The 25,268-nt window shown below is 46.5% G+C and carries 18 protein-coding genes, 3 tRNA genes and 1 pseudogene; 11 read left to right on the top strand and 11 right to left on the bottom strand.

The annotated features are described in order from the left end of the window. Positions 1-32 precede the first annotated feature (32 nt). Both ACRRSW_RS01645 and ACRRSW_RS01640 read left to right on the top strand, forming a co-directional pair. A pseudogene (locus tag ACRRSW_RS01645) lies at positions 33-938 on the top strand (IS5 family transposase). 1,378 nt (positions 939-2,316) lie between these two features. Then, complete coding sequence (locus ACRRSW_RS01640; protein ID WP_432460698.1) at positions 2,317-4,485, top strand: methyl-accepting chemotaxis protein; 2,169 nt, start codon at positions 2,317-2,319, stop codon at positions 4,483-4,485. Positions 4,486-4,626: 141 nt separating this feature from the next. Here the strand turns inward: ACRRSW_RS01640 and ACRRSW_RS01635 are convergent, their stop codons facing one another. The 3 genes from ACRRSW_RS01635 to ACRRSW_RS01625 are packed head-to-tail and all read right to left on the bottom strand — an operon-like array spanning position 4,627 to position 8,699. Beyond that, on the bottom strand, positions 4,627-6,552 hold the full coding sequence (locus ACRRSW_RS01635) for a DNA topoisomerase III (protein WP_432460697.1): 1,926 nt from the start codon (positions 6,550-6,552) through the stop codon (positions 4,627-4,629). Between the two features lie 51 nt (positions 6,553-6,603). Continuing rightward, positions 6,604-7,749: a glycerate kinase gene (locus ACRRSW_RS01630; RefSeq protein ID WP_432454935.1), complete on the bottom strand. Its 1,146-nt coding sequence runs from the start codon at positions 7,747-7,749 to the stop codon at positions 6,604-6,606. Between the two features lie 50 nt (positions 7,750-7,799). Further along, positions 7,800-8,699 carry a LysR family transcriptional regulator ArgP gene (locus tag ACRRSW_RS01625; RefSeq protein WP_432454936.1) on the bottom strand — a complete coding sequence of 300 codons (900 nt, stop codon included), beginning with the start codon at positions 8,697-8,699 and terminating at the stop codon, positions 7,800-7,802. Positions 8,700-8,802: 103 nt separating this feature from the next. Here ACRRSW_RS01625 and ACRRSW_RS01620 point away from each other — a divergent pair, with 103 nt between their 5' ends. Then, positions 8,803-9,414: a LysE/ArgO family amino acid transporter gene (locus ACRRSW_RS01620; protein ID WP_432460696.1), complete on the top strand. Its 612-nt coding sequence runs from the start codon at positions 8,803-8,805 to the stop codon at positions 9,412-9,414. A 142-nt stretch (positions 9,415-9,556) separates the two neighbouring features. Here ACRRSW_RS01620 and ACRRSW_RS01615 read toward each other — a convergent pair whose 3' ends face one another. From ACRRSW_RS01615 to ACRRSW_RS01595, 5 genes are all read right to left on the bottom strand, one after another. Then, on the bottom strand, positions 9,557-10,102 hold the full coding sequence (locus ACRRSW_RS01615; RefSeq protein WP_432460695.1) for a YSC84-related protein: 546 nt from the start codon (positions 10,100-10,102) through the stop codon (positions 9,557-9,559). A 94-nt stretch (positions 10,103-10,196) separates the two neighbouring features. After that, positions 10,197-11,222: a galactose-1-epimerase gene (gene galM, locus ACRRSW_RS01610; RefSeq protein ID WP_432460694.1), complete on the bottom strand. Its 1,026-nt coding sequence runs from the start codon at positions 11,220-11,222 to the stop codon at positions 10,197-10,199. A 576-nt stretch (positions 11,223-11,798) separates the two neighbouring features. Further along, positions 11,799-11,875 (bottom strand) — tRNA-Pro (locus ACRRSW_RS01605). 182 nt (positions 11,876-12,057) lie between these two features. Continuing rightward, positions 12,058-12,133 (bottom strand) — tRNA-His (locus ACRRSW_RS01600). 30 nt (positions 12,134-12,163) lie between these two features. Further along, positions 12,164-12,240, bottom strand: a tRNA-Arg gene (locus tag ACRRSW_RS01595). 279 nt (positions 12,241-12,519) lie between these two features. Between ACRRSW_RS01595 and ACRRSW_RS01590 the strand changes: the two genes are divergently transcribed. Together ACRRSW_RS01590 and ACRRSW_RS01585 are read left to right on the top strand one after the other, a co-directional pair. Continuing rightward, a complete protein-coding gene (locus ACRRSW_RS01590) occupies positions 12,520-12,834 on the top strand; it encodes a glucose PTS transporter subunit EIIB (RefSeq protein ID WP_432460693.1) in 315 nt (104 codons plus the stop codon). A 146-nt stretch (positions 12,835-12,980) separates the two neighbouring features. After that, complete coding sequence (locus ACRRSW_RS01585; RefSeq protein ID WP_432460692.1) at positions 12,981-14,321, top strand: MATE family efflux transporter; 1,341 nt, start codon at positions 12,981-12,983, stop codon at positions 14,319-14,321. Positions 14,322-14,340: 19 nt separating this feature from the next. Here the strand turns inward: ACRRSW_RS01585 and ACRRSW_RS01580 are convergent, their stop codons facing one another. The 3 genes from ACRRSW_RS01580 to ACRRSW_RS01570 form a co-directional block, all read right to left on the bottom strand. Next, a complete protein-coding gene (locus tag ACRRSW_RS01580) occupies positions 14,341-15,312 on the bottom strand; it encodes an aldo/keto reductase (protein WP_432460691.1) in 972 nt (323 codons plus the stop codon). A 153-nt stretch (positions 15,313-15,465) separates the two neighbouring features. After that, positions 15,466-16,743, bottom strand: coding sequence for an NAD(P)/FAD-dependent oxidoreductase (locus ACRRSW_RS01575; protein ID WP_432460690.1), 1,278 nt, complete (start codon positions 16,741-16,743; stop codon positions 15,466-15,468). A gap of 62 nt (positions 16,744-16,805) precedes the next feature. Next, positions 16,806-18,176, bottom strand: a complete 1,371-nt coding sequence (locus ACRRSW_RS01570) for a glutamine synthetase family protein (RefSeq protein ID WP_432460689.1) — start codon at positions 18,174-18,176, stop codon at positions 16,806-16,808. 233 nt (positions 18,177-18,409) lie between these two features. Between ACRRSW_RS01570 and ACRRSW_RS01565 the strand changes: the two genes are divergently transcribed. From ACRRSW_RS01565 to ACRRSW_RS01540, 6 genes are all read left to right on the top strand, one after another. After that, a complete protein-coding gene (locus tag ACRRSW_RS01565) occupies positions 18,410-19,744 on the top strand; it encodes a glutamine synthetase family protein (protein ID WP_432460688.1) in 1,335 nt (444 codons plus the stop codon). A gap of 31 nt (positions 19,745-19,775) precedes the next feature. Then, the gene (locus ACRRSW_RS01560; protein WP_432460687.1) at positions 19,776-21,134 is read left to right on the top strand and encodes an aspartate aminotransferase family protein; all 1,359 of its coding nucleotides are present in this window, start codon (positions 19,776-19,778) and stop codon (positions 21,132-21,134) included. 43 nt (positions 21,135-21,177) lie between these two features. After that, on the top strand, positions 21,178-22,290 hold the full coding sequence (locus ACRRSW_RS01555) for an extracellular solute-binding protein (protein ID WP_432460686.1): 1,113 nt from the start codon (positions 21,178-21,180) through the stop codon (positions 22,288-22,290). 61 nt (positions 22,291-22,351) lie between these two features. Beyond that, the gene (gene potG, locus ACRRSW_RS01550) at positions 22,352-23,491 is read left to right on the top strand and encodes a putrescine ABC transporter ATP-binding subunit PotG (RefSeq protein ID WP_432454951.1); all 1,140 of its coding nucleotides are present in this window, start codon (positions 22,352-22,354) and stop codon (positions 23,489-23,491) included. Further along, entirely contained in the window at positions 23,488-24,414 is a 927-nt protein-coding gene (potH, locus tag ACRRSW_RS01545) for a putrescine ABC transporter permease PotH (protein ID WP_432454952.1), read from the top strand. The genes potG and potH overlap by 4 nt, the downstream gene beginning before the upstream one ends. Continuing rightward, positions 24,414-25,259 carry an ABC transporter permease subunit gene (locus tag ACRRSW_RS01540; protein ID WP_432454953.1) on the top strand — a complete coding sequence of 282 codons (846 nt, stop codon included), beginning with the start codon at positions 24,414-24,416 and terminating at the stop codon, positions 25,257-25,259. The genes potH and ACRRSW_RS01540 overlap by 1 nt, the downstream gene beginning before the upstream one ends. Positions 25,260-25,268 lie beyond the last annotated feature (9 nt).

The raw sequence follows: 25,268 nt of genomic DNA, 5'->3' as shown, positions 1-25,268 counted from the left end.
TAATCGTTAAGCCGCTACATTTAGGTCGTGCCATAGACAAAGTAAAAAGCAACATCATTAACTGGAAGCAATACAACATGGCCTTAACCTAGTGAGGTTCAATTACTGTTGGCTGAATGAGTCAACACGCAACTGGTCGTCGAGATCGCGGCGACACCGATAGTAATACCGCCATCGGCCCGGCATGCACTGCACTGCACTGATGATAGAAACTATGTTTAAGCTTCCGCTTGGCACCTTGGTAGGCCTTATCAACTCTATATTCCTACTGATGAATGTCGACCTTCAATCACCTGACTACAGCTGTATTCGTAAACCAACAAAAACGGTGAATGTGAGCTATCGCTGACGCAATAGAGGCCCAATTAACCTCCTCGTGATTGATTCAACGGACCTAAAAGTGTTTGCTGAAGGCGAATCGAGGGTTCGCAAGCATGGAAAGGAAAAGCGCCGAATATGGCGTAAAGTTCATCTTGCTGTCGATGCAGATACACATGAAGTGGTGAGCATGGTGGCTTCGCTCAATTCAGAGCATGATGGCAACGTTTATCGACACTCTCAAATCCGCTTCGTCGTAAAATAATCCAAGTCTCAGCAGATGGTGTCGATGCGACCAAGCACTGTTATACGCGATTGAAACGCAAAGGCGTTATTCCTGCCATCCCGCAAGCAAAAACGCCAGTTGCAGGGAAGAAAGCCCCCCCTTGTAGTCAAGAGCTTAAAGCGCTAAAGAATGAAATGCTGAAGAGTGGAAAAACCAATCGGGCTACTATGAGCGCTCATTATCCGAGACGGCGATGCACCGTTACACACGGCTGCTAAGTGGAAAACAGAGCTTGTGTCATTACAATACGCAAGTGGGAGAAATGATGGCAAGTGTAGGGGCGGTAAACAGAATGACGAGTCTAGATATGCCTGTTCGTCAGGTAACTGGCTAAATAGCGGAACAGCCTAGGATGGCTGCGCCTTAAGCTGGGAGTTGACCAACAACGCCACTGAAGTGGCCAATGAGAGTGAGGATTCAGCGTCATTTAGATGCATCTGATAGTGATAAATTATTTTAGGAAACAACGCAGTCAATTTAGATTCAATAGCGAAATTAGATCCAACAATTAAATACCAACCAGTAAGAAATTAAAAACCTATAAACCGAACTAAAAATAAAACAAACAGCAAATAAAAAATCATTCGAGCACTCACAAGAACTAGTAAAAACAATTAACTAGCAACTCACCTGTATCGATAAGTTTACATTATATATTTATATAAACTAAGTGCAGCATACAAGTGAAAGAATACTTCCACGCGAATAAATTAATGTAACGATTAAAAAAATCAATTACAAATAAATAAAAAATCAAACAAAAACAATGAATTACATTAAAATTAACTTGACTCAATAATTATAAATCAAGCCTGATTTAACTTGCTTGATGCCTATTATCCACTTCATTATAAAAACAAAATCGTCATTAATTATGTGTTTTCTATACAAATAAGTTAAGGCCGCTGATGAAAAGCAAAGATAGGCGTACTTAGAAACGAAGAGGGGGGTTGGCGAGTTAAAAAAATATAGATATAGTTAAAATCATTAATATTTTGGTTTTTGTTAAGATACTTAGCTTCTACATTTATCAAGCTATAAAACGTTCATTACCAAATGATGAACCGATTCACCCAAATATATAAGCCAAAAATTATTATCATCGTTCATAGGGAATATTCGAAATATTAGGTGATTTGATTACAAGGCGAGATAAATACAATAAATTCATCCACAAAAAGATATAAAAAATTTAATTTATTTTGTAGCCGCCGACTAAAAGTATATTTACTTAAATAAATATGGACATTAATCAAAAATAAGGAGGGCCTATCAATCATAGATATTCTGGGCTCAATAAATAAGCGAACAGGAGTTCGGCTACCTGAAGTAAACCTGACGTTAATTTACTCATTCGGCTAAGCAAAGTACACCAAACGAAGCTTATGACTAGGTCTATTTATCTTTGTAAATTGTTGCGTTGTTAAAGGCATAGTTAGGCCATCCAGTAAGCTCTGTAAAGCCTTCTAAAGTAACGATAAACACTAGCTAAAGTTCGACAAGAAGTTGCGTTACACCTTTCTTATAAAGAAAGGCTTGAGCAATACTGACTGAACTCTAGGCATACTCATCTGAGTGATGAAATCGCTCTTATCTCGAACAAAAATGGATCACGAAAGACCAATAGGCTTAAAGCCCACAGCTTTAATTAAATGGATTAAACCGCACGCATATTCGGTTTATTATTGATCATGGATATAGGCTATTTTTTTATGAAATTACAATCGATTCAATCAAAAATTGCACTCGTTGCTGGTTCCTGCTTATTAATCTCGGCAGGGATCTTAGTCGCACTGAGTGTCTATTCAGCATCTTCATCTCAGCAATTGGTATCAAAAAAAGTCTCAGCCTTAGTGGAAGATGCCGCCCTAAAGCAGCTCGGCGCAACGGCATCAAACTATGCGGAATCAGTCAGCCGCCGCTTAGAAGAAGGATTAAGCGCAGCTAGGGCTTTAGCGAACGCCGCCTCTGCCGCTAAATCCGATGATATGTCTCATCACACCACCACCATAGATCGCCCCGTATTTAACGACATATTATTGGAAGTCTTAAAAAGTAACCCCGACTTAAATGGTACTTATAGTTGCTGGGAGCCCAATGCATTTGATGGAAACGATCAGTTATTTAAAAATGGGAAAGACGGTAACAACGCTCAAACTGGACGCTTCACCCCTTATTGGACCCGTGATCATTCTGGCAAAACTGAGATTCAATCCTTGGTTGAATACGATTCGCTAGCCCAACATCCTAATGGCGTCGTCAAAGGCGCTTGGTATCAGGTGCCCAAAAATCAACGCCATGAAACGGTCACCGCACCATTACCTTACATCGTACAGGGCAAAAATATCTGGCTCGCGACGCTGTCGGTACCAATCAGCGCTAATGGCCAATTTCTTGGCGTAGTTGGCGCAGACTACGACTTGAGCTTTGTGCAACAGCTTAGCGAACAAGTCTCCAAACAGATTTATCAAGGAAATTCCAAGGTTTCGATTATTTCCGCACAGGGCTTATTTATTGCCAACAGTCGTCAGCCAAAGTACGTTGGTCAATCGATCTCCAATGTTTCAGGCCTGAATAGCCAACAAGTTATCTCAACCATCCAATCCGGTAAGTTAACCATTAATACAATCGAAGCGGATAATAGCTTACAAGTCTATGCGCCGATTACCTTAGGCCAAACTGGCGTTCAATGGGCTATCGTAATCACCATCGACAAAGACTTGGTGTTGGCCGAGGTTCATGCGCTATCCAAAACGCTTTCCGATAACAACCTCAGCGATATAAATTGGCAAGTCGGCGCGGGTTTAATCATTTCACTACTTGCCATCTTCGTCCTGATTGCTATGGCGAAAAAATTGACTCAACCGATCTTAAAAGCCGTTGAAATGGCTCAGTCGATTGCCAAAGGTAACTTTAAGCAGCGCTTAAATTTTAACAGTGCCGATGAAACTGGCCAGCTGTCGATGGCCCTCGATAACATGGCCGATAGTTTGCAACACCAGGTGGTAATCGCTGAGCGAATTGCCAAAGGTGACTTAGATCTCGAGGTCACACTCGCTTCTGAGCAAGACCAATTAGGTAAGGCTTTAGTGCAAATGGTCGGTGACCTGAACCAACTGGTAGGTCAGATCCGACAACGTTCTGAAGTCATTGGCGACAATGCCGGTAAAGTTTCAGATCTGAGTCATGATTTAGCCAGTGGCGCTACACAATCCGCCTCTGCGGTCACCGAAATTAGCGCCACAATCACCGAAATTGCTGCTCAAATCCGTCAAAGTTCAGGCAACGCGGACCGAGCCAATCAACTGTCAGTGCAATCGGTTAACTCAGCCAGCTCTGGCAACCAACTGATGACCGAGCTACAAGGTGCCATGAAAGACATCGAAAACTCAGGCAATGAGATCAACAACATCATCGACACCATCGAGTCAATTGCAGAACAAACCAATTTGCTGGCCTTAAATGCGGCCATTGAAGCTGCGCGAGCGGGCGAGCAGGGACGAGGATTTGCGGTGGTCGCAGACGAAGTGCGTAAGCTGGCCGCACGTAGTGCCGAAGCGGTACAGCAAACCGCGATATTAATCGATACTTCAGCCAAACACACCCAGCGCGGGATTGAACTGTCTCATCAAACTGGCAGCGCCTTAGATGCAATTGTAAAAGATGCTGGCGAAGTGGCGGTATTGGTGAATGAAATTGCCCAAGCGGCCAACGAGCAGGCCTCAGGCGCCGAGCAAGTCAGTCTGGGGATTAATCAAATCGACGAGGTAACCCATCAAAATAGCAATAATTCGGAGAGTTGTGCCAATGCATCCAACGAACTCTCTAGCGAATCTCGAGAACTGAATAATCTAATTCAGCAATTTAAACTCAAGTCTTAATTTATGGTGTAAGAGAATAAAATGGCCAACCATCAGTATTGGCCATTTTATTTGCCAAACAAAGCTCCCACAAGCTAACGTCCTCCACGAAAGAGCTAGTTTTCACATCACCATCAGTGTAACAAGAGCTCAATTGTAAACTCATTTTGCCGCCACCTTCTTCCGGTAATGGCTTCGCTTTCCCCTTCTAGCCGCTCCTTTAGCTGCGGGTTTGACTAAGCCGACAAAGGCTTGCGCATTAATGTTGGCACTGTGCTTAACCAAATCACTTAACTGCGCTTGCATACCTTGCATAAAGCCCTGATAACTTTGACTACGTTGGCTAATACCATTGAGCTGCATTTCCCAATGAGCAGTCATATCCGGCCAGGTACATAACTCAGGCAAAGCCATAACCAGAGCCTTGCCACTGTCGCTGGCATGAATTTGTTTAGCCTGACGCTGTAAAAAACCGCGCTTAAATAACAGTTCAATAATTCCCGCCCGAGTCGCTTCAGTACCTAAACCATCGGTTTCTTTGAGCACTGCTTTTAAGGCCGGGTCTTGCACATACCGCGCAATTCCGGTCATCGCCGCCAGTAGGCTAGCATCAGTGTAAGCCTTAGGCGGCTGCGTTTGTTTATCGAGCACCACACCCTCGATACAGTGCAACGCTTGCCCCTGAGTTAAGGGCGGTAATAACAGCTCATCTTCAGTATTTTTTTTCTTGGGAAAGAGACTCTTCCAACCAAGCTCTAGCAGCTGATTGGCGCTGGCTTTAAACATCCCATCAGCAATCTGAATCAGCGCTTCGCTATGGGCATAACGATAGTGAGGGTAAAACTGAGCAATATATTGACGCGCAATCAATTGATATACCCGTCGCTCTGCCTCGCCAAGATTTTGCGCCAGATAGCGCTTTTCGGTGGGAATGATGGCGTGATGCGCATCCACCTTGGCGTCATTCCAGGCTTTACTTTGACGACGAGGCACCGCATCGTCAACCGCATCGGCCAAGTCACTGCTATTATTTTTAATCGCCGCCAGTACCTTGGGTGCGTCGCCATGATGTTGCTTGGGTAAATAGCGGCTATCGGAGCGAGGATAGGTAATCAGCGTATGCCGTTCATATAAGTTTTGACAGATATCGAGAACTTGTTTAGCGCTATAGCCGTAACGCTTCGCGGCATCGATCTGTAAGCTTGAAAGATTGTAAGGCAAGGGCGGCGCTTGTTGTTTATCTTGCTGCTTTAAACTTTGCAAGAAGGCAGCCTGAGCGCTGATCCGCTTCGCCACGTGCTCGGCAAGGGGACGACTAAGCACACGTCCTTCTTCGTCTTGATAGGGTTTACAGGCTTCGCTGGGCTGCCAAAAGGCGCTGAATAACTCACCGCTTTCGGTGCGCAGCTTCGCCTCCACTTGATAAAAAGGACGACTCACAAAATTTGCAATTTCCTGATCACGCCTCACCACCAAACCTAAAATTGGAGTTTGCACTCGACCCACCGACAGCACCCCGCCGTAGCCCTGCTGTTGCCCTTTTAAGGTATAGGCACGAGTTAAGTTAATGCCATACAACCAATCGGCGCGTGAACGGGCTAAGGCCGAGGTCGAGAGCGCGGCAAATTCTTGATTTAATTTTAGTTGTTTCAAGGCACGACTCACCGCAGCAGGGTTTAAGTCGCTTAACAGTAAACGTTGGCAGGACTTCTTCAGAGCCACCTTCGCCTTACAGTGCTCGATGACTAAATCCACCAACAACTGACCTTCGCGATCGGGGTCACCAGCATGCACCAACTCACCAGCCTGTTTAATCAAGCCCTTAATCACTCGCAGTTGCGCCGCCGTTTTCGATTTCGCTTGCCAGTGCCACTGCTCGGGAAAGATTGGTAAATGCTCCAAACGCCATTGCTTAAAACGAGCATCGTAGTGCTCCGGTTCTGCCTGTTCCAACAAATGGCCAATACACCAAGTCACACAATCGCCGTTGGCGAGCTGAATATAACCATTTAGCTTTTGCTGAGGCTTGGGTAATACCGCAGCAATCGCGCGGGCGAGGCTGGGTTTTTCTGCAATATAGAGACGCAAGGGCTACAACACCTGTTTGTTTATACAGTTATTGTAGCCAATACCAGCCACTTAGCCAAACATTTGTTGACTCAGCCTCAGCGTCGCAGCCACGTTACGAGCAGATACATAGAGGTTGGATTCCGCCTCGGCAAGTGCTTGCGGCAAACTACAAGTACCCGGAACGATGGAAAATACCGCATTAATACCATGTTCATGCACCACTTCGTAGCCGGGCAGCATCGCGCCAGCCAAGGCGATCACCGGCACCTGGTACTGCATCGCAATTTGCGCCGCACCATAGGGGGTTTTACCCGCGATGGTTTGACTGTCGATCCGCCCCTCACCGGTAATCAATAAATCAGCACCTTCCATGGCACTGGCTAAGTCCACAGCTTCGGTCACGATTTGTACCCCTGGACGCAGCTGAGCTTGCATAAAGGCCAACAATCCCGCCCCCATACCGCCTGCAGCGCCACTACCAGCGGTGTGCATAATATCGATGCCAAACTCACTAAACACCACTGCCGCAAAACGACCTAAGGCGGCATCAAGCTGCTTGACAACCTCTGGCGTTGCACCTTTCTGCGGGCCAAAAATAGCACTGGCGCCATGTTCACCACAGAGTGGATTATCGACATCACAGGCCACCTCTATTTCAACCTTAGCCAAACGGGGATCGAGACCAGAAATGTCGATGCTGGCGAGATCAATCAGCTCACCACCACCACGCTTTAAGGGTTTGTTAAAACGGTCGCGAAAATTAGCGCCCAAAGCTTGTAGCATGCCCACCCCAGCGTCGTTTGTGGCACTACCACCCAAACCAATAATCAACTTGGTAGCACCAGCATCGAGGGCGGCGCTAATCAGCTCTCCAGTACCATAGCTGGAAGTCTTACGTGGGTCACGCAGCGCATGATCCACCAGATGCAGACCCGAGGCTGCAGCCATCTCAATCACCGCGGTCTGCTTATCACCCAATACGCCAAAGAAAGCCTCAACCGGATTGCCACGCGGACCCGACACCAAAACAGGCATGATTTGTCCGCCTGTGGCATCAACCATCGCCTGCACGGTGCCTTCGCCACCATCGGCAAGCGGCACTTTCAGATAGTCGGCATTAGGGAAAATCTCTTTAAAACCTTGCTCAATCAGCTCTGCCGCTTCCATGGCACTCAGGCTTTCTTTAAACGAATCAGGCGCAATTACTATCTTCATCGGCTTTCCTTGTTCAGTTACAAATTAATGCTCAAACCCAGTCTCTAACCCTATTGTGGTAAACAAGTCTGAGTGTAGGCACGGATCTGTTCACTTAGCTGTCTCATTAACTTACCCGCTAATTGCCAATGATGCCAGTATAGCGGCACCCTAAGCTGAAAGTCGGGCAAAATGTTGACTAAACGCCCCGCCGCAAGGTGTTGCTCCATCTGCAAGCGCGGATTCAAACTATAGGCACCACCAGCCAGTGCTAGCTCGATAAACGCTTCCGACGAACGCACCGTATGGCAAGGATATTGTCCTGGATGCAAAGCAAAGTGCTCTAACAAAAACTGGATATGCATATCGTCATGTTGATCAAAAGACATGGCTGGAGCCTGACTAAGACTACGCTGATCAACCCCATCGGAAAAATAACGTTGAATAAAATCGGGGGTCGCCACACATAGATATTCCATATACCCTAAAAAGTGGCTTTCACTTCCAGCGATTGCTTGCGCCTTGCTGGTAATACAGGCGAGCGCTTCGCCACTACGCATCCTTTGCCAAGTGCGCGATTCATCTTCTACATATAAATTTAGCTCGATTTGGGTACGTTGCAACAAAGGTCTTAAGGCGGGAATTAACCAACTGGCCAGGCTATCGGCATTCACCGCTAAAGGCATAGCCTGAAAAACCTGCTCGTCCACCTTGAGCTGTTGGCTTAATTCGGTTTCAAGCTGTAATACTCGTTGATAGTGGCCTAATAGTTGTTGACCTAAAGCCGTGGGTTGTAAGGGTTGAGCACGGATCAACAACGGTTGCCCCAGCTGACTTTCCAATAACTTAATCCGCTGCGAAACCGCCGACTGAGTGAGGTGTAGACGCTGCGCAGCCCGCTCAAAACTCTGCTCCAGGACGACCGCATCCAAAGCTTTTAGCAGCTTGTAATCAAAATCAGTAGAAGCCATTTACTCTCATTAGATATTTTAATTATCCATTAAAATTATTAGCTATATTAAAGCAGATGCGCTGGTTATAGTCCTGTAATATTTTAATAACGCAAGGCAATACATGTTCAGCACTTACTTTACCGGACTCACCCTCATGGCCAGCCTGATCATGCCTATCGGCATGCAAAATGCCTTCGTATTAAATCAAGGGATCCGCCGACGCCATCATATCTTGGTGGCCACTATGTGCTCGTTTGCCGACATTTTTTTTATGAGCCTTGGGGTTTGGGGCGGTGCTCAACTCTTTAACGCTTACCCTTGGCTGCTTTATAGCATTAGCATTTTGGGCGCGGTATTCATGCTAGTCTACGGCTACCAGTGTTTACGCAGCGCCTACCAAGCCGAAGATAGCTTAAATCAGGGCGAAGCAAAACATGAGTTAAAGGCAATCATTCTCGCCTGCTGCGCCTTCACCTTTTTAAACCCCCACGTCTACATCGATACTATTGTGATCTTGGGTGGATTTGCCGCTAATATCAGCGCAGAGCAACGCCCGATGTTTGTTGCTGGCGGGGTCAGTGCCTCTTTCGCTTGGTTCTTCAGCCTCGCCTTACTCGGGGCAAAGCTGGCACCAATACTTGCAAAACCGCGTGCCCAGCAGCTGATTAATTGCCTGATCGGCCTAATGATGTTTGGCTTGGCTTTCTACCTGCTTAAGTTTGTATTTGCGTAGACAGCATCATGAGAATAATCGTTTTGGTTTCGTGCTCTGAGCACTGAAAGCCGAAAAGTCACTCAAATTTGAGCAAAAACGTCCGACAACACCCATAAAAAACGGGCCCTTGGGCCCGCTAGTTCAAATAAATAAGCTGCGCTTAGTTTGCCGTAAAACTAAACTTCTGTCCGCCGATAGCCGCTTCATACATTAAGCCACCTTTTGCCAAGGTAAACACCGCATAGCCACTCACATAATTGGCCTTGGCTTGTTCACTACCTGCTGCTGCGCCAGTACCAGAAGTACCTGCTTGCGCCGATGCGCCAAGGGTTAGCGCGACGGCACTGGCTTGCGCGCCAAACTCAAAACTACCGCTGGTAAATTCGTCGTACGCCCGCTTGTCTTGCAAAAACACAATTTGGCTAAACGCTTGACCACCGAGCTGAAATCCAATGGTAACTTGGCCCATTTTTACGGTGCCTGTTGTTTGACCACCGCGATAGACTTTTCCTTCACCATAAGCACCACCAATGCCAATGCCTCCCTTGCCAATGGTTGGAAATACCGCATAGCCATAGGCATTGTTAAAAAATGAAGTTGTTCTATCGGATTTTTTAAAATCCTGAATAGTTGCTTGGTAATCATCCGCCATCGCTGGAAAACTCAGCGCGAATATACCGATACACATTACCCACCACTTCTTCATGTTGAAACACCTTTAAGCTAATGAACCAATCAGCAGCATACACCATGTTCTAGTATATCGACATCCTGTTTATTTTTATTCAACACACAGCTATTCAGCTGGGTTGATATAGTCGATAACAAGTTTGGTAAGCATATTTTTCGCCTGCATTTAACCAACAGCTTTGATGCGGCCAATCGGAACGGTTAGGCGAATCAGGAAGAAACTGAGTTTCCAAAGCTACCCCGCTATGTGCAACATAACTCTTGCCATCACGTGCCGGGTTACCGCTTAAAAAATTTCCTGTATATAACTGGATTGCTGGTTTATTAGTATAGACTTCCAAAGCCAAAGAGCCATCATCAGCAATTAAACGAGCCACAGCCCCTCCCTCTTTTAGCACCGAAGACTGCAATAAATAGCTATGGTCATAGCCGCCAACCAGCAGCTGATCTGGATCTTTATTCAAGTCGGCGGCAATCGACTTTGCTTGCCGAAAATCAAAACCACTACCAGCCACCTCTTTTAAGCCATCGACAGGAATACCTTCGGCATCCACTGGAAGATAGTAATCAGCGGCAATAAATAAATGATGTTGCAAAATATTACTTTGCTCAGCGTTAAGATTAAAATAGCTATGATCAGTAAGGTTTACAGGGCAGGCTTGGTCGACTTCAGCGCTGTAATCTAGTTGCAACTGATTTTCTTCGTCAAGGGTGTAGGTCACTTGTGCGGTCATGTTACCCGGGTAGCCTTGTTCTCCATCGGCCGAGAAAATACTAAAACGAGCCTTATTGTCAGCCAACTGCTCACCCTGCCAATCACGATGACTCAAATCGTTGGCCCCATGTAACTGATGCGGCCCTTGATTCGCCGTTAACGCATATGATTGCCCCTGATGATTGATTTTTGCCAGCTTAATTCGATTTGCATAGCGCCCCACAGTTGCGCCTAAATAAGCGCCTTGCTGCTGATAATTTTGTAGGCTGTCACAACCTAACACCACCTCCCTTAACTCACCGCTACTGAGCCTGATTTTTAAACTGGCAAGGGTTGCCCCCCATGTCAGTATGATAGCCACACTGCCTTGAGCATTCTTAAGGGTAAACGTTTTCCCCAAAGAATTCTGACTAGAAGACATATACAACTCCTCAATGATTTTTAAAATAAATGAATCGTGAACGCAGCCCGAAACTTACGATGCGCTATTTGTAGAAGCAAATAGAGCCGAGGCGCCTAATCATGACACGATAGTGGATTTGACCAACAAAGCTAGCATAGTTCTAAAAACATCAATCATTTAGCCATCATTTTGTGAGCCATATCGCCTTATCAAAGCACCTTAATAACTTTTTTGTCACCTAATGATGCCATAAATATTTATAGATAATGGAACAAACTACATAATTCTCTATTCTAATGAGCAATACCAATCTGATTAATTATATGTGCAGCTTATTGCGCAGAATAAATCTGCCGATAATCAGGCAAGAAGTGCAAAGTGCAGTAACCAGTGGATCTAATTACAATATACATCAATCAGTTAGCGGTGATTTAGGCGAGCAAGAATGACCAGATAATGAGTTAGCTTGGTATAAGATGAGCATCGAGCTCGCATGCTTTCAGTTAACAGTTCAGGGATTTCGCCTCCGTATGCGAATACATTGTCGTAATTAGCAAAAAAGCCCCGTCATTGCTGACGGGGCTTTTATGAAGGTGGTCGGTGATGAGAGATTCGAACTCCCGACCCTCTGGTCCCAAACCAGATGCGCTACCAAGCTGCGCTAATCACCGATAATTTTGTGCTTGATATTTAACCAGAAACCAAAGCTCTGGTCCCACTCTTAATGAGCTTCGCGATGATGCGCTACCAAGCTGCGCTTTTTCTATCATTTATTTTAGCTAATTTCAGAAAATTATCCCAAGGCTTAACTTTGCCTGTTTCGGTCGCAACGAAATTCGCTACACCTAAATAATGGGGTGAGTAATGGGGTTTGAACCCACGACAACCGGAATCACAATCCGGGGCTCTACCAACTGAGCTATACCCACCACTGAGTACCAGAGCATCTTCCTTCGAAATGGCGCACCCGACAGGAGTCGAACCTGTGACCTTCGCCTCCGGAGGGCGACGCTCTATCCAGCTGAGCTACGGGTGCTCAATGCTGGCGGAGGCGTATGTTAGGGTGTTCGCTGCCCTCTGTCCAGACATTTTATAAAAAAACTGCCAATCGAAGAGTTTTTAGCCAATCCTTTAAAAAACCTGGCTATGCGTACCAGAAACCACCGCAGAAATACTCACTAAACGACAGAGAATAAGCTTTGATTTTATAGCTCGAGACATATGACCTGATGATCAAATAAGCTAAGATACGATCACTTTCTTTCACACCAACTGCTGTATGGGTAGGCATCAATTCGGAGCGAGTGATTAGCGAATGAAAACACGGTTGCAAAAAATACGTTCATTACTTTCCACCCTCACCAGTATCAATCCCAATCTGGATGAAGAACTTGCATTAATTGTTCAAGCCGTTGGAGGCTTAAACAACATCATCTCGACCATGGCTTGCACCACCCGCTTGCGCCTATGCATCAAAGATATGAGCTTAGTAGACTCAAACAAATTAAAGATGCAAGGCGCCATCGGCGTGGTAATCCTCGATCAAAATAACCTACAAATTATTTACGGTTTAAAAGCCAACGCTTATTCGCAGCAACTGGAGCAACAATTAGTTGCAGAATCAAGCTAAATCAGCTTAAAAAACAATAGCATATACCTGCGCAAATTGAACACCGATGATGAGTTCGCTTTTAAAACCTTTGAACGTCGCATAAACATCCAAGAGGACACCACCAAGTCCACACCGGCGGTCACGATTACACGGTATAACAACTGATGCTTCAGTCCAATATCCACCAGCAGTTCTGGCGCTACTCCATCCCCTCGGTCGTCGCCATGGTCGTCAACGGGATTTATCTAATCGTAGACGGCATGTTTATTGGTCAGGTACTGGGGGCCTCTGGTTTAGCCGCTATTAATCTCGTTTGGCCGCTCATTTTTGTGGTTAGTGGATTTGGCTTAATGGTGGGCGTAGGAGCAGGGAGTTTAATATCGATCGCCTGCGGTCAAGGCGAACAACGACGCGCTCAACAGTTACTCAGCCATGCCCTGCTGATGCTGCTATTGCTTGCCGCTGTCATATGCAGCGTATTAGCGGTGCTGGGGATCAGCCCTATTACCCTGCAAGGGGCGGAGGCAGAAATTACACGGATGGGCGAGCACTACCTTAGCATTATGGGCCAAGGCTCGTTAATTGTACTAGGCAGTACAGCCTTACCCATTTTGATACGCAACGATCATTCGCCAAATTTGGCTACCTTACTGATGATACTTGGCGCCTTAACGAACATCCTGTTGGATTATCTGTTGATTGTTTGCTTTGATTGGGGGCTCGCGGGAGCCGCCTATGCCACGCTTGGCGCACAGGCGTTGGTAATCACATTGGCTCTCGCCTATTTTCTGTCGGATCTTAGTGAACTGCACTTCCAATGGCGCGGATTTGTATTACAGCCTCGTGAACTGGTACGTATTACCAACCTTGGCTTCAGTAGTTTCTTAACCGCGCTATATACTGCCTTTATTACCGTAGTTCATAATTGGCTATTTCTACGTTATGGCACAGTCACCGAGACTGGTGCCTATGCCATTGTGCTTTACCTCAGTGTCATCTATTACTTTATCGCTGAAGGTTTTGCCAATGGCATGCAGCCGCTGCTCTCCTACAACTATGGTGCACAACGCTATCACAACATGCTCAAAATCATGCAGCTCGGCTTTAGCATTATCATTGGTTCTGGTTTACTCGCGGTGTTGTTGATGAATCTATTTAGCGAATTGAGTGTCGGGATTTTCAACCAGGATGACCCCGCGCTACGCCAAGCCACCGTGGCTGGGATCCGCCTACATTTGTGGGCCATGCCTCTCGACGGCCTAATTTTCACCTCCGCCATGGTTTATCAAGCCATCAATAAAGCAAATCGCGCCAACCTGATCTCATTAGCCAACATGGTGATCCAACTCCCCTTCATGCTATTGCTTCCCACAAACTTTGGGGTAACGGGGATTTGGTTAATCATGCCGCTTTCCACGGCGCTATTAAGCCTACCGATCGCTTATGGCTTATACCAATTATTAGCCCGGCTCAAGCAAGCAGCCTCATCAGCCTTGCTTCAATAATATCAGCCAAGCAAATCGGCTAAGGCAAAGCTTGGCCTCGCGAAGTGACAAACAGTTGATACCATTGTTCACGACTCAGCTGAACCTTAGTCGCATCGGCACAAGCGCGGATCCGACCCACATGGGTACTGCCAATCACAGGCTGAATCGCTGCCGGATGGCGCATTAACCAAGCAAGAACCATGGCCTCGGGCGAGCAACCATATTGTTCGGCATACTGGCGCACTAAAGCTGCCGTATCGCGCTGCGCCTGACTGGCTTGCGAAAGATCGGCGCCACTAAATAAACCGCGACATAAACTGCCCCAGGCCTGCACTTGCAGCTTGTTGATAGCGCAATATTCTATGGTGCCAGCAGTAAAGCTATGGCCTCTGACCTGCTCATCATTCACTGCCACACTATGATTCAGCCAATCTAACTTCGTTAAACTGAGCTCCAGCTGATTTGCCACCAGAGGAAAGCCTAGCGCAGCTTGCAGGTAAGCGATTTGTGCACCGCTCATATTCGATACCGCAAACTGCCGCACCTTACCGCTCTCTTTAAGCTGCTGCAGAGTCGCGGCCACTTCATCCATTTCCGCCAGAGGGTCGGGGCGGTGTAGCATCAACACGTCGATATATTCAGTTTGTAGGCGCTTGAGCGATGCTTCGACGCTCTGTCGAATATAATCCGCTGACCAATCGTAACGCCCACACCATTGCTCATCGGCAAAACGGATCGCACATTTGGTTTGCAAAATAATCTGCTGGCGCAACTGCGAACGCTCAGCCAGAACCTGACCAAATACTTGCTCGGCCTTACCCAGCGTGTAAATGTCGGCATGATCGAAATAGTTAATGCCTATTTCTAAGGCGGCATCAACGGCCGCATGCGCCTGCGCCAGATGTTCAGGGCCATAAGGCGTAGCATCCCAGCTGCCGCCAAGCCCCATACAACCGTAAACTAATTGACTCGCCTGAGGGAAGAATTGATGAATTGCTAATGCTGCCATAACCAAATCCTAATGGGTAATAATTGGCCTCATTATAGCGATAGTTGTTGTATTTGAAGACTAAGATTTGATTTTTGTGTCAGCCATGAATTCGCGGCGAGTGCCGAGAAAGTCAGCGCTGCAAGCGGCTAAGCTGCAGCGCTCAAGCGCTCACTATAATAAATCGCGTAAGCGATAATAGGTCATCGCCATGACTAGTGCAGGAGTGCGCAGTAAACGACCACCAGGGAAAGGCATATGCGGGATCTTATCGAAGATATCAAAACGTTCCGAAGTTGCCATAATCGACTCCGCCATCAGTTTGCCAGCCAAGCCAGTGGCCGCAATACCATGTCCAGAGAAACCCTGAGCAAAATACACATTTGGCGCAAGCTTGCCAAAGTGCGGTGCACGGTTGATGGTAATGCCGACATTACCGCCCCAGGCAAATTCCACTGGCTCATTAGCCAACTGCGGAAATACCCAGTCCATGCGTTGTTTCATGGTTTTCGCTAAATCTCGTGGCTGCACTCCGGAATAACTCACTCGGCCACCAAATAACATCCGGTGGTCAGCCGAACAGCGATAATAGTCGAGCACGAAATTAATATCACACACCGCCATATTATTTTTAATCAAGCTACGAATGCGTTCCTCGCCAAGCGGTTTAGTGGCACAAATATAAGTACCCACTGGCATCACTCTGCTTTCCAGCTTGCTATTCAGACCTTCCATGTAAGCGTTGCAGGCAAGCACCACATGAGAACAAGTCACTTTCCCCTGAGCAGTACTTAAAGTCACTTTAGTCCCGTGTTCAATCTTAGTGACTTTACTTGCCTCGTAAACTGATACACCCGCTAATTCGGCAGCTTTGACCAAACCAAGAGTATAATTGAGCGGATGTAAGTGACCACTATTAGGATCGAATAAAGCCCCCAAGTAGCGCGGACTCGCCAGTTGCTCTTTAAGCTGATCCTGCTCCCAATATTGCAAGCCCTGGTAACCATAATCATCACTGAGCTGGGCCTGCCAAGCTTTCAGCTCTTTCACATGGCGAGGCTTAATCGCGACATGGCTTTGCCCATCTTGCCAGTCACAATCAATGTTATACTTGGCAATGTTTTGTTTAGTCACGGCAAGCGATTCGACCGACAGATCCCACATATTCTTGGCATCGTCTTTACCCATCATTTTTTCCAAGGTGGATTGCTCGGCGGCCCATCCAAAAATCGCCTGCCCTCCACTGCGTCCAGAGGCGCCCCAAGCGACGCGCTCGCCCTCAAGTAAGATCACCTTATAACCTTTCTCGGCTAACTCTAGGGCCGTAGTCGCGCCGGTGATACCGGCACCGACAACGCAAATATCGGCCTGATGATCACCCGCTAATTGCGGATAATCGAGTTGCAAATTTGCACTCGCCGCATAATACGAATTAGCATGTTGCTGTTTCATTTACTCACCTTTGATGTCATTACGAAAGCGTTGCTATCCTTGCCTCAGCTTGAATCTGGAATTTATACCATTTGCTGATACCATTGCTGCTCCAACGGCGTCACCTGTGCCTCAAAACGTTGCCATTCATTGAGTTTATTGGCGTGGTAAACGTGGCTAAAATCTTCTCCCAGCAAGTCCCAGAGAGTCGACTGATAAAATACTTGTAAGGCCTGCTCCCAAGACGTGGGTAATTCGCAGGCGTCTACATAGGTCGCATCACCGGTAACTGCCGCAGGACAAACCAATTGCTGTTCAATGCCGTGCTGAATACCCGCAAATAATGCGGCCACCACAATGTACGGATTACAATCTGCGCCAGAAACCCGATGTTCAATCCGAGTATTGGCTTTGGTTCCCGAGGGGATGCGTAGCGCCACGGTTCGGTTATCCCAGCCCCAAGTCGCCTTTAATGGAACAAACATGTCGGGTTGAAAGCGACGATAAGAGTTTGCATTAGGGGCCAGCAAGGCAATCGCCTGTGGCATGGTTTCTAATAGCCCGGCCAAAGCCTGCTCCAGCAAAACTTGGTCTTCTGCAAAGCGGTTATTCCCTGCGTCGTCCAACATACTGATATGCACATGGCAACCATTGCCCGAATGCTCAGCGTAGGGTTTTGCCATGAAGGTTGCCACATAACCATGCTCTTTGGCCACCGCCTTAATGGCACGCTTTAAGAGGATCGCTTGATCACAAGCCAGCAAAGGATCAGTCTGATGCTGTAAAGTGACTTCAAATTGACCGGGAGCATATTCGGCGATGACGTTATCACTCGGGATATTTTGGGTATGACAGTAGGCTTGAATATCTTTGATAAACGCAGCGAATTCGTCTAATTCATCCAATGAGTATACTTGAGTTTGCTCCATCCGTTGTTGAGACAACGGTAACAGAGGGGGTAGCGGCTGTTCGGTATCGGCTTGCGCGTCGAGTAGATAGAATTCCCATTCGATAGCAACACAGGGATAGCATTGTTGCTGATGTAATCCTGCTAAGGTTTTACTTAATAGCTGACGAGGATCTGCAAAAAATGGGCGACCATCCACCTCATACATCGTCAATAAGGCCTGTGCTGAGTTTTCCTTCCAGGGGACCAAACTTAAACTATGCGGCAGCAACTGGCATATTCGATCACCATCTCCCTGCATAAACCCCAAACCAGTTTCTTCAACCGTTTCCCCACAAATATCCAAGGCAAAAACCGAAGCGGGTAAACACATACCTTCGTTGGCAATCTTCAGCAATGAAGCGGGTTCAATACGCTTACCACGGATCACCCCATTCATATCTGAAAGCATCAAATCGATACTTTCTAAACGAGGGTGAGCGTCAAGAAATTTTTGTACTTGTTCAACCCGCGTAATTCGCTGCGTTTGCGGTTGGTGTTTCAACATAATTAACAGTCCCCTGATAAAAGCATCCCTTATACCTTTTAAATTTACACCATAGTGTTAATTATAATGCAAACTTTTTTGCTGGATCGGCAATAAAAACCGATAAATTTAGTTTTTATTTAACACTAGGTTGACATTCATCCCATTTCATGACAAATCTTATTAGCACGGAGCAAAAATCCAACAGCAAGTGTTTTTGCCACGTTTTACTAAACAGACGATGACAGGTGATTATGGATAAGGTCAGGAAGTGGTTTGCAGAAAACCGGATAACCGAGGTTGAGTGTCTAATTCCCGATATTACGGGGAATGCGAGAGGGAAAATTATCCCCGCAAATAAATACCTGAAAGAAGGAGGGATGCGACTACCAGAGTCGATCTTTTACCAAACGGTTACCGGGGACTGGCCTGACGACGATGTAGAATTGTTTGATTGGACCGAAAAAGACATGAGCTTAGAGCCGGACTGCGATAGCCTGCGTTTTGTTCCTTGGGCTAAAGAGCCAACCGCTCAGTTAATTCATGATTGCTACAAAAGCAACGGCGAATTAGTTGATATGGCACCTCGTTCGGTTCTCAAAAAAGTGCTAGCCCTCTATGAAAAAGAAGGTTGGAAGCCAATTGTAGCGCCCGAACTAGAATTTTTCTTAGTCAAAAAGAATCTCGATTGGGATTATCCTCTCGAACCACCAATCGGTCGTAATGGCCGTCCTGAAACAGCTCGCCAATCCTTTAGCATCGATGCCGTAAACGAATTTGACCCCTTATTCGAAGATATGTATGACTATTGCGAAGCACAAGGGATCGAAGTGGACACCTTGGTACACGAGTCTGGTGCCGCACAAATGGAAATCAATTTCGATCACGGCGAACCCGTTTTGGCCTGTGACCAAGTATTTTTATTTAAACGCACCATGCGCGAAGCCGCATTGCAACACGATACCTATGCCACCTTCATGGCGAAGCCAATGGAAGAAGAACCTGGCAGTGCGATGCATATCCACCAAAGTTTGGAAGATATGGATGGCAATAACTTATTTGCCAACAGCGATGGTAGCAACAGCGATTTATTTTTAAGTTATATCGCAGGTTTACAACAGTTCACCCCTGCCAGCATTGCCTTCTATGCGCCCAACGTAAACAGTTATCGCCGACTCATGTTTGGCGATTCAGCACCGATCAACCTGCAGTGGGGAATTGACAACCGCACCGTGGGCTTGCGAGTGCCACTCTCCGGAGCGCGTAATCGCCGAGTCGAAAACCGCTTTGCAGGGGCCGATGCCAACCCTTATTTAGCCATGGCCTTAACTTTGGCTTGTGGTTATATCGGCATGAAGAAAAAACTCAAACCTTCGGCGCAAGAAGTCGGTGACGTCAGTGAAGATCGCTACACTCTGCCAGGGAATTTAGAAGCTGCCTTGGTCGAACTGGAACAATGTGATGAACTGAAAGAAATTTTGGGTGAGCGTTTTATTGGCTGTTATGTCGCGGTAAAACGCAAAGAATATCAAACATTTTTCAAAGTTATTAGTTCTTGGGAACGAGAGTTTTTATTACTCAACGTCTAAGCCATTCATTCAATCAGCCACAGGAGGCCAAATGAACACAGCAACTTTGACAATCCAGCAACAAGACAGCGCGCATTGCTTGCACCCTTTTACTAATTTTAAAGAGCTAAATGCCAAAGGCGCAAAGGTGATTGAGCGTGGTGACGGAATTTATGTATACGACAGTGAAGGGAATAAACTGCTCGATGCGATGGCTGGCTTGTGGTGTGTGAATTTGGGCTACGGTCGCCAAGAACTGGTCGATGCCGCCGCCAAACAAATGCAGCAACTTCCTTATTACAATCTATTTTTTCAAACCACTCATAAACCAGCGGTCGAATTAGCAACGGTATTGGCCGAACTCACCCCGGAAGGGCTAAATCACGCTTTTTTCACAGGCTCTGGCTCTGAGTGTAACGACACGGTAGTGCGAATGGTTCGTCATTACTGGGCGAGTAAAGGTCAACCCGAAAAGCTAGAAATTATTAGCCGTAATAATGCTTACCACGGTAGTACCATGGCTGGTGCCAGCCTTGGTGGGATGAACTTTATGCATGCGCAAGGCGGTCTGCCGCTACCGAATATTTGCCACATCGACCAACCTTATTGGTTTACCGAAGGCCAAGGCCAAGACCCAGAGCAGTTTGGCCTAGAGCGAGCGCGTCAGTTAGAGCAAAAGATTCTCGAACTAGGTGAAGACAAAGTCGCCGCCTTTATTGCCGAACCAATCCAAGGTGCGGGGGGGGTGATTATTCCTCCCGACAGCTATTGGCCCGAGATTCAACGGATCTGCGATCAATACGATATCTTATTGATCGTTGACGAAGTGATATGTGGCTTTGGTCGCACCGGTGAATGGTTTGCCAGTCAAACCTTTAATATTAAACCGGATTTGATGTGTATGGCGAAAGGGATTACCTCCGGCTATCTACCGCTAGGTGCGGTGATGGTGTCTGATGACGTTTCCCAGATACTAACCGAAGCTGACCAAGAGTTTGCCCATGGTTTCACCTACTCCGGCCATCCCGCCGCCTGTGCGGTCGCACTGGAAAATATTCGCATCCTGCAACAGGAGAACATTATTCAGACGGTACGTGAAGAAACCGCGCCCTATCTAGCCAAACGTTGGCAGGAATTAGCTGAGCACCCAATTGTTGGAGAAGCCCGCAGTAAGGGCCTAGTAGGCGCCTTAGAATTAGTCGCCGACAAAACCACCAAGCAACGCTTTGCTAAACACTTAAATGCAGGCACAGTATGTAGAGACTTTTGTATAAACAATGGTTTAATCATGCGTGCTTGCGGCGAAACGATGATCATTTCGCCGCCACTCATAATAACAAAATCACAAATAGATCAGTTAATCACACTGGCGAAACAAAGTTTGGATGACACTCTACGAGCATTGAGTTAATCCGGGAAGCAGTACGAGAATCACCTCAAGGAATTGGAGAACAATGATGAACAAAGCAACAGTGAAGCTAACGCTTGCTTCGATTTTAGCTGCCACCGCCATAAACGTGCAGGCCGCAGAAGATAAAGTCCTGAATGTGTACAACTGGTCTGACTATATTGCCGAAGATACCATCGCTAATTTTGAGGCCGAAACTGGCATTAAAGTAGTCTACGATGTATTTGACTCAAACGAAGTATTAGAGGCAAAAATACTATCTGGTTCAACCGGCTTTGATATTGTGGTTCCCTCTTCAGACTTTCTCGCCCGCCAAGCACAGGCTGGTGCGTTTATGAAATTGGATAAAAGCAAGCTCAGTAACTACAGCAACCTCGATCCGAAGATTATGAGCATGTTGAGTGACACTTCTGACCCAGGAAACCTCTATGCCGTCCCTTACCTTTGGGGAACCACTGGTATTGGTTATAACGTCGATAAAGTAAAACAGGTATTAGGTGATGACGCCCCAGTGAACAGCTGGGACTTAGTCTTTAAACCAGAGTATATGGAGAAGCTGTCACAATGTGGCGTGGCTTTCCTCAATGCGCCCACCGAAATTTATGGTGCAGCCTTGCATTATCTCGGTAAAGATCCAAATTCGACCGACATTAAAGAGTACAAAGAGAATTCGGAAGCCTATAAGCTACTGAAATCAATACGTCCTTATGTGACTTATTTCCACTCTTCGCAATTCATCAACGATTTAGCCAATGGTGATATTTGTGTGGCCATCGGTTGGTCGGGTGATATCTTGCAAGCCTCGGATCGCGCAGCAGAAGCGGACAACGGCATCAATGTAAAATATGAGATCCCCAAAGAAGGTACCTTGGCTTGGTTTGACCTAATGGCGATTCCAGCCGATGCACCGCACAAAGAGAACGCCTACGCCTTCATTAACTATCTATTACGGCCTAAGGTGATTGCAGAGGTCTCTAACTTTGTTTGGTACGCTAATCCAACCCCTGCATCGAAAGAATTTGTTGATCCAGAAATAACTTCACATCCAGGAATCTATCCAAGCGATGAGACTTTAGCTAAGCTCTATGGCTCGAAAGTTATGCCAGCGAAAGTGTCTCGAACTCTGACCCGCTCTTGGACTAAATTTCTACAAAACTAAGTAATACGCTTGCCACTGTTGGGTGGCAAGCGCGCTTTTATATCTTAATGGAGGATCCGCAATGGCGGCGGTACCAGATATTTCTGTAGAGCCGGTGAAAGATGCACCGGCGCCACAACCCTTATTACATATTGAAAACATCAGTAGAAACTATGATGGCGCGATTGCCGTCGATAACGTAAGTCTAACCATTAATAAAGGTGAAATTTTCGCGCTACTCGGTGCTTCAGGCTGTGGTAAATCAACGCTACTTCGGATGTTAGCCGGCTTTGAACAGCCGAATGCAGGCAAGATTATTCTTGATGGCCAGGAATTAATTAACGTGCCGCCGCATCAACGCCCTGTCAACATGATGTTTCAGTCCTATGCCTTATTTCCGCACATGAGCGTAGAACAGAATATTGCCTTTGGTCTCAAACAAGACAAGCTCTCGAAAACTGAAATCAGAGACACTGTCGTCAACATGCTAGAACTGGTGCATATGACGGCTTACGCCAAACGTAAACCCCATCAACTTTCCGGCGGTCAGCGACAACGGGTGGCGCTCGCCCGCAGTCTGGCGAAACGCCCCAAGCTGTTATTACTCGACGAACCGATGGGTGCGCTAGATAAAAAACTACGTGGCCAAATGCAACTTGAAGTAGTTGATATTCTTGAAAAAGTAGGCGCAACCTGTGTGATGGTGACTCACGACCAAGAAGAAGCCATGACCATGGCCAGTCGCGTCGCCATTATGAACCGCGGACAATTTATTCAGGTCGGTGAACCGGAAGAAATTTACGAGTATCCAAATTCTCGTTTCAGCGCCGAATTTATTGGTTCGGTAAACATCTTTGAAGGCGTGGTCAGCAATAACGAAAATGATAGTGCGGTGATCGATTGTCCCGACTTAGGTTTCCCAATTCATCTCAACCATGGGGTATCGGCAGCGCCCGGCGTGCCTTTCATGATTGCCGTTCGTCCCGAGAAAATAAGTATTTTTAAGACTCTCAAAGGGCGCAGCAACAATCTTTGTCAGGGTAAGGTCGAAGACATCGCCTATCTCGGCAACCAATCCATATATTATGTGCGTCTTGCTAGCGGTAAACGAGTGACCGCCGCGATGCCAAATAGCAGTCGCCATCGTAACAATATGCCCACTTGGAATGACCCAGTGTATCTATGTTGGCAGGCAGACAGCTGCGTGGTACTGAAAATATGAGTACTTTAGCCACCTCCAAAACCAGACAACGTATCGCTCGATTGATTCCCAAAGGTCGCTGCATGGTCTTGGCCGTGCCTTATTTTTGGTTATTCCTATTTTTCTTACTGCCATTTTTCATCGTCTTTAAAATTAGTTTTTCCGAGGCGATGATCGCGATCCCACCTTATAGCCAACTGGTGACGATGGTCGATGAGCAGGTCCAAATATTGCTCAATGTCGGTAACTATTTCTATTTAGTCAATGATGGCCTTTATTTAAGCTCCTATCTGCAATCTGTAAAAATTGCAGGCATTTCCACCCTGCTGTGTTTGATCATTGGTTTTCCGATGGCGTGGGCGATTGTTCACTCCAATCCAGCGAATCGCAATATCTTGTTAATGTTGATTATTTTACCTTCATGGACCAGCTTTCTGATCCGAGTTTATGCTTGGATCGGGATTTTAAAAAACAATGGTTTCCTGAATAATATTCTGCTGTACACCGGTATAATCGATGAACCCTTACGCATATTGCACACCGATACCGCGGTCTACATCGGTATTGTCTATACCTATCTTCCGTTTATGATTTTGCCACTTTATACCGCATTAATGCGAGTCGACTACTCGCTCATCGAAGCCGCCAGAGACTTAGGTGCCTCGACCGCCACGGTATTATTTAAAGTCCTATTACCATTGACCAAGTCGGGCATTGTTGCCGGCTCAATGTTAGTGTTCATCCCTGCAGTTGGTGAATTTGTGATCCCAGAATTACTCGGTGGGCCAGATTCGATCTTGATCGGCAAAATTTTATGGCAAGAGTTCTTTAACAATCGAGATTGGCCAGTCGCTTCGGCAGTTGCATCGGTGATGCTACTGTTGCTAATGGTGCCAATATTATTCTTTTATCGTTATCAGAAACGTGAAATGGAGGCCGGCTAATGAACGCGATTCCGGTTTACAAAAGCAAGTGGAAATGGGCCATTTTAAGTGTTGGTTTAGCCTTTCTCTACCTGCCAATTCTTAGCCTAATCATTTACTCATTTAACGCCAATCGCTTGGTTACGGTCTGGAGTGGCTTTTCCACCAAGTGGTACGGCGCACTCTTCCAAGATGACTTGCTAATGCATGGCATCAGTCTAAGTTTAACCATTGGCGTGTTATCCGCGAGCGCAGCAGTGGTGCTTGGTACCATGGCCGCTTTTGCGATGACCCGTTTCGGTAACTTTAAAGGTGAAACCAGCTTCGCATTTATGATTACCGCCCCCTTAGTAATGCCCGAGGTGATTACTGGTTTAAGTTTGTTATTGCTGTTCATTGCTTTGAGTCAGGTATTCGACCTATTTAGTCACCGTGGCATGCTCACCATTTGGATTGCTCACGTCACCTTCTGTACTGCCTATGTGTCGGTGGTGGTAAGCTCTCGGCTACGGGAGCTCGATCAAAGCATCGAAGAAGCTGCCATGGATTTAGGCGCAACGCCGTTGAAAGTATTCTTTTTGATTACTCTGCCAACGATTTTTCCAGCGATTGTGGCTGGTTGGTTACTCGCCTTCACCTTGTCGCTCGACGACTTAGTTATTGCCAGCTTTGTGTCGGGCCCGAGTGCAACCACCTTACCGATGGTGGTGTTTTCTAGTGTAAGATTAGGGGTAAGTCCCAAAATTAATGCACTTGCTACCCTGATTATTGGTGTAGTATCTGTCGCTACTCTTATTGCCTGGTGGATTATGGCCAGAGCCGAGAAACGTCGTTTGCTCGACTTGAGAGCGAGCAACAGTGCTTAATCGGTACCA

The sequence above is a fragment of the Agarivorans sp. QJM3NY_25 genome (genome assembly GCF_050870875.2).
Classification (GTDB): Bacteria; Pseudomonadota; Gammaproteobacteria; order Enterobacterales; family Celerinatantimonadaceae; genus Agarivorans.
The sequence above is the reverse complement of the archived record's forward strand: the minus strand, read 5'-3'. Positions and strand labels throughout refer to the sequence as shown.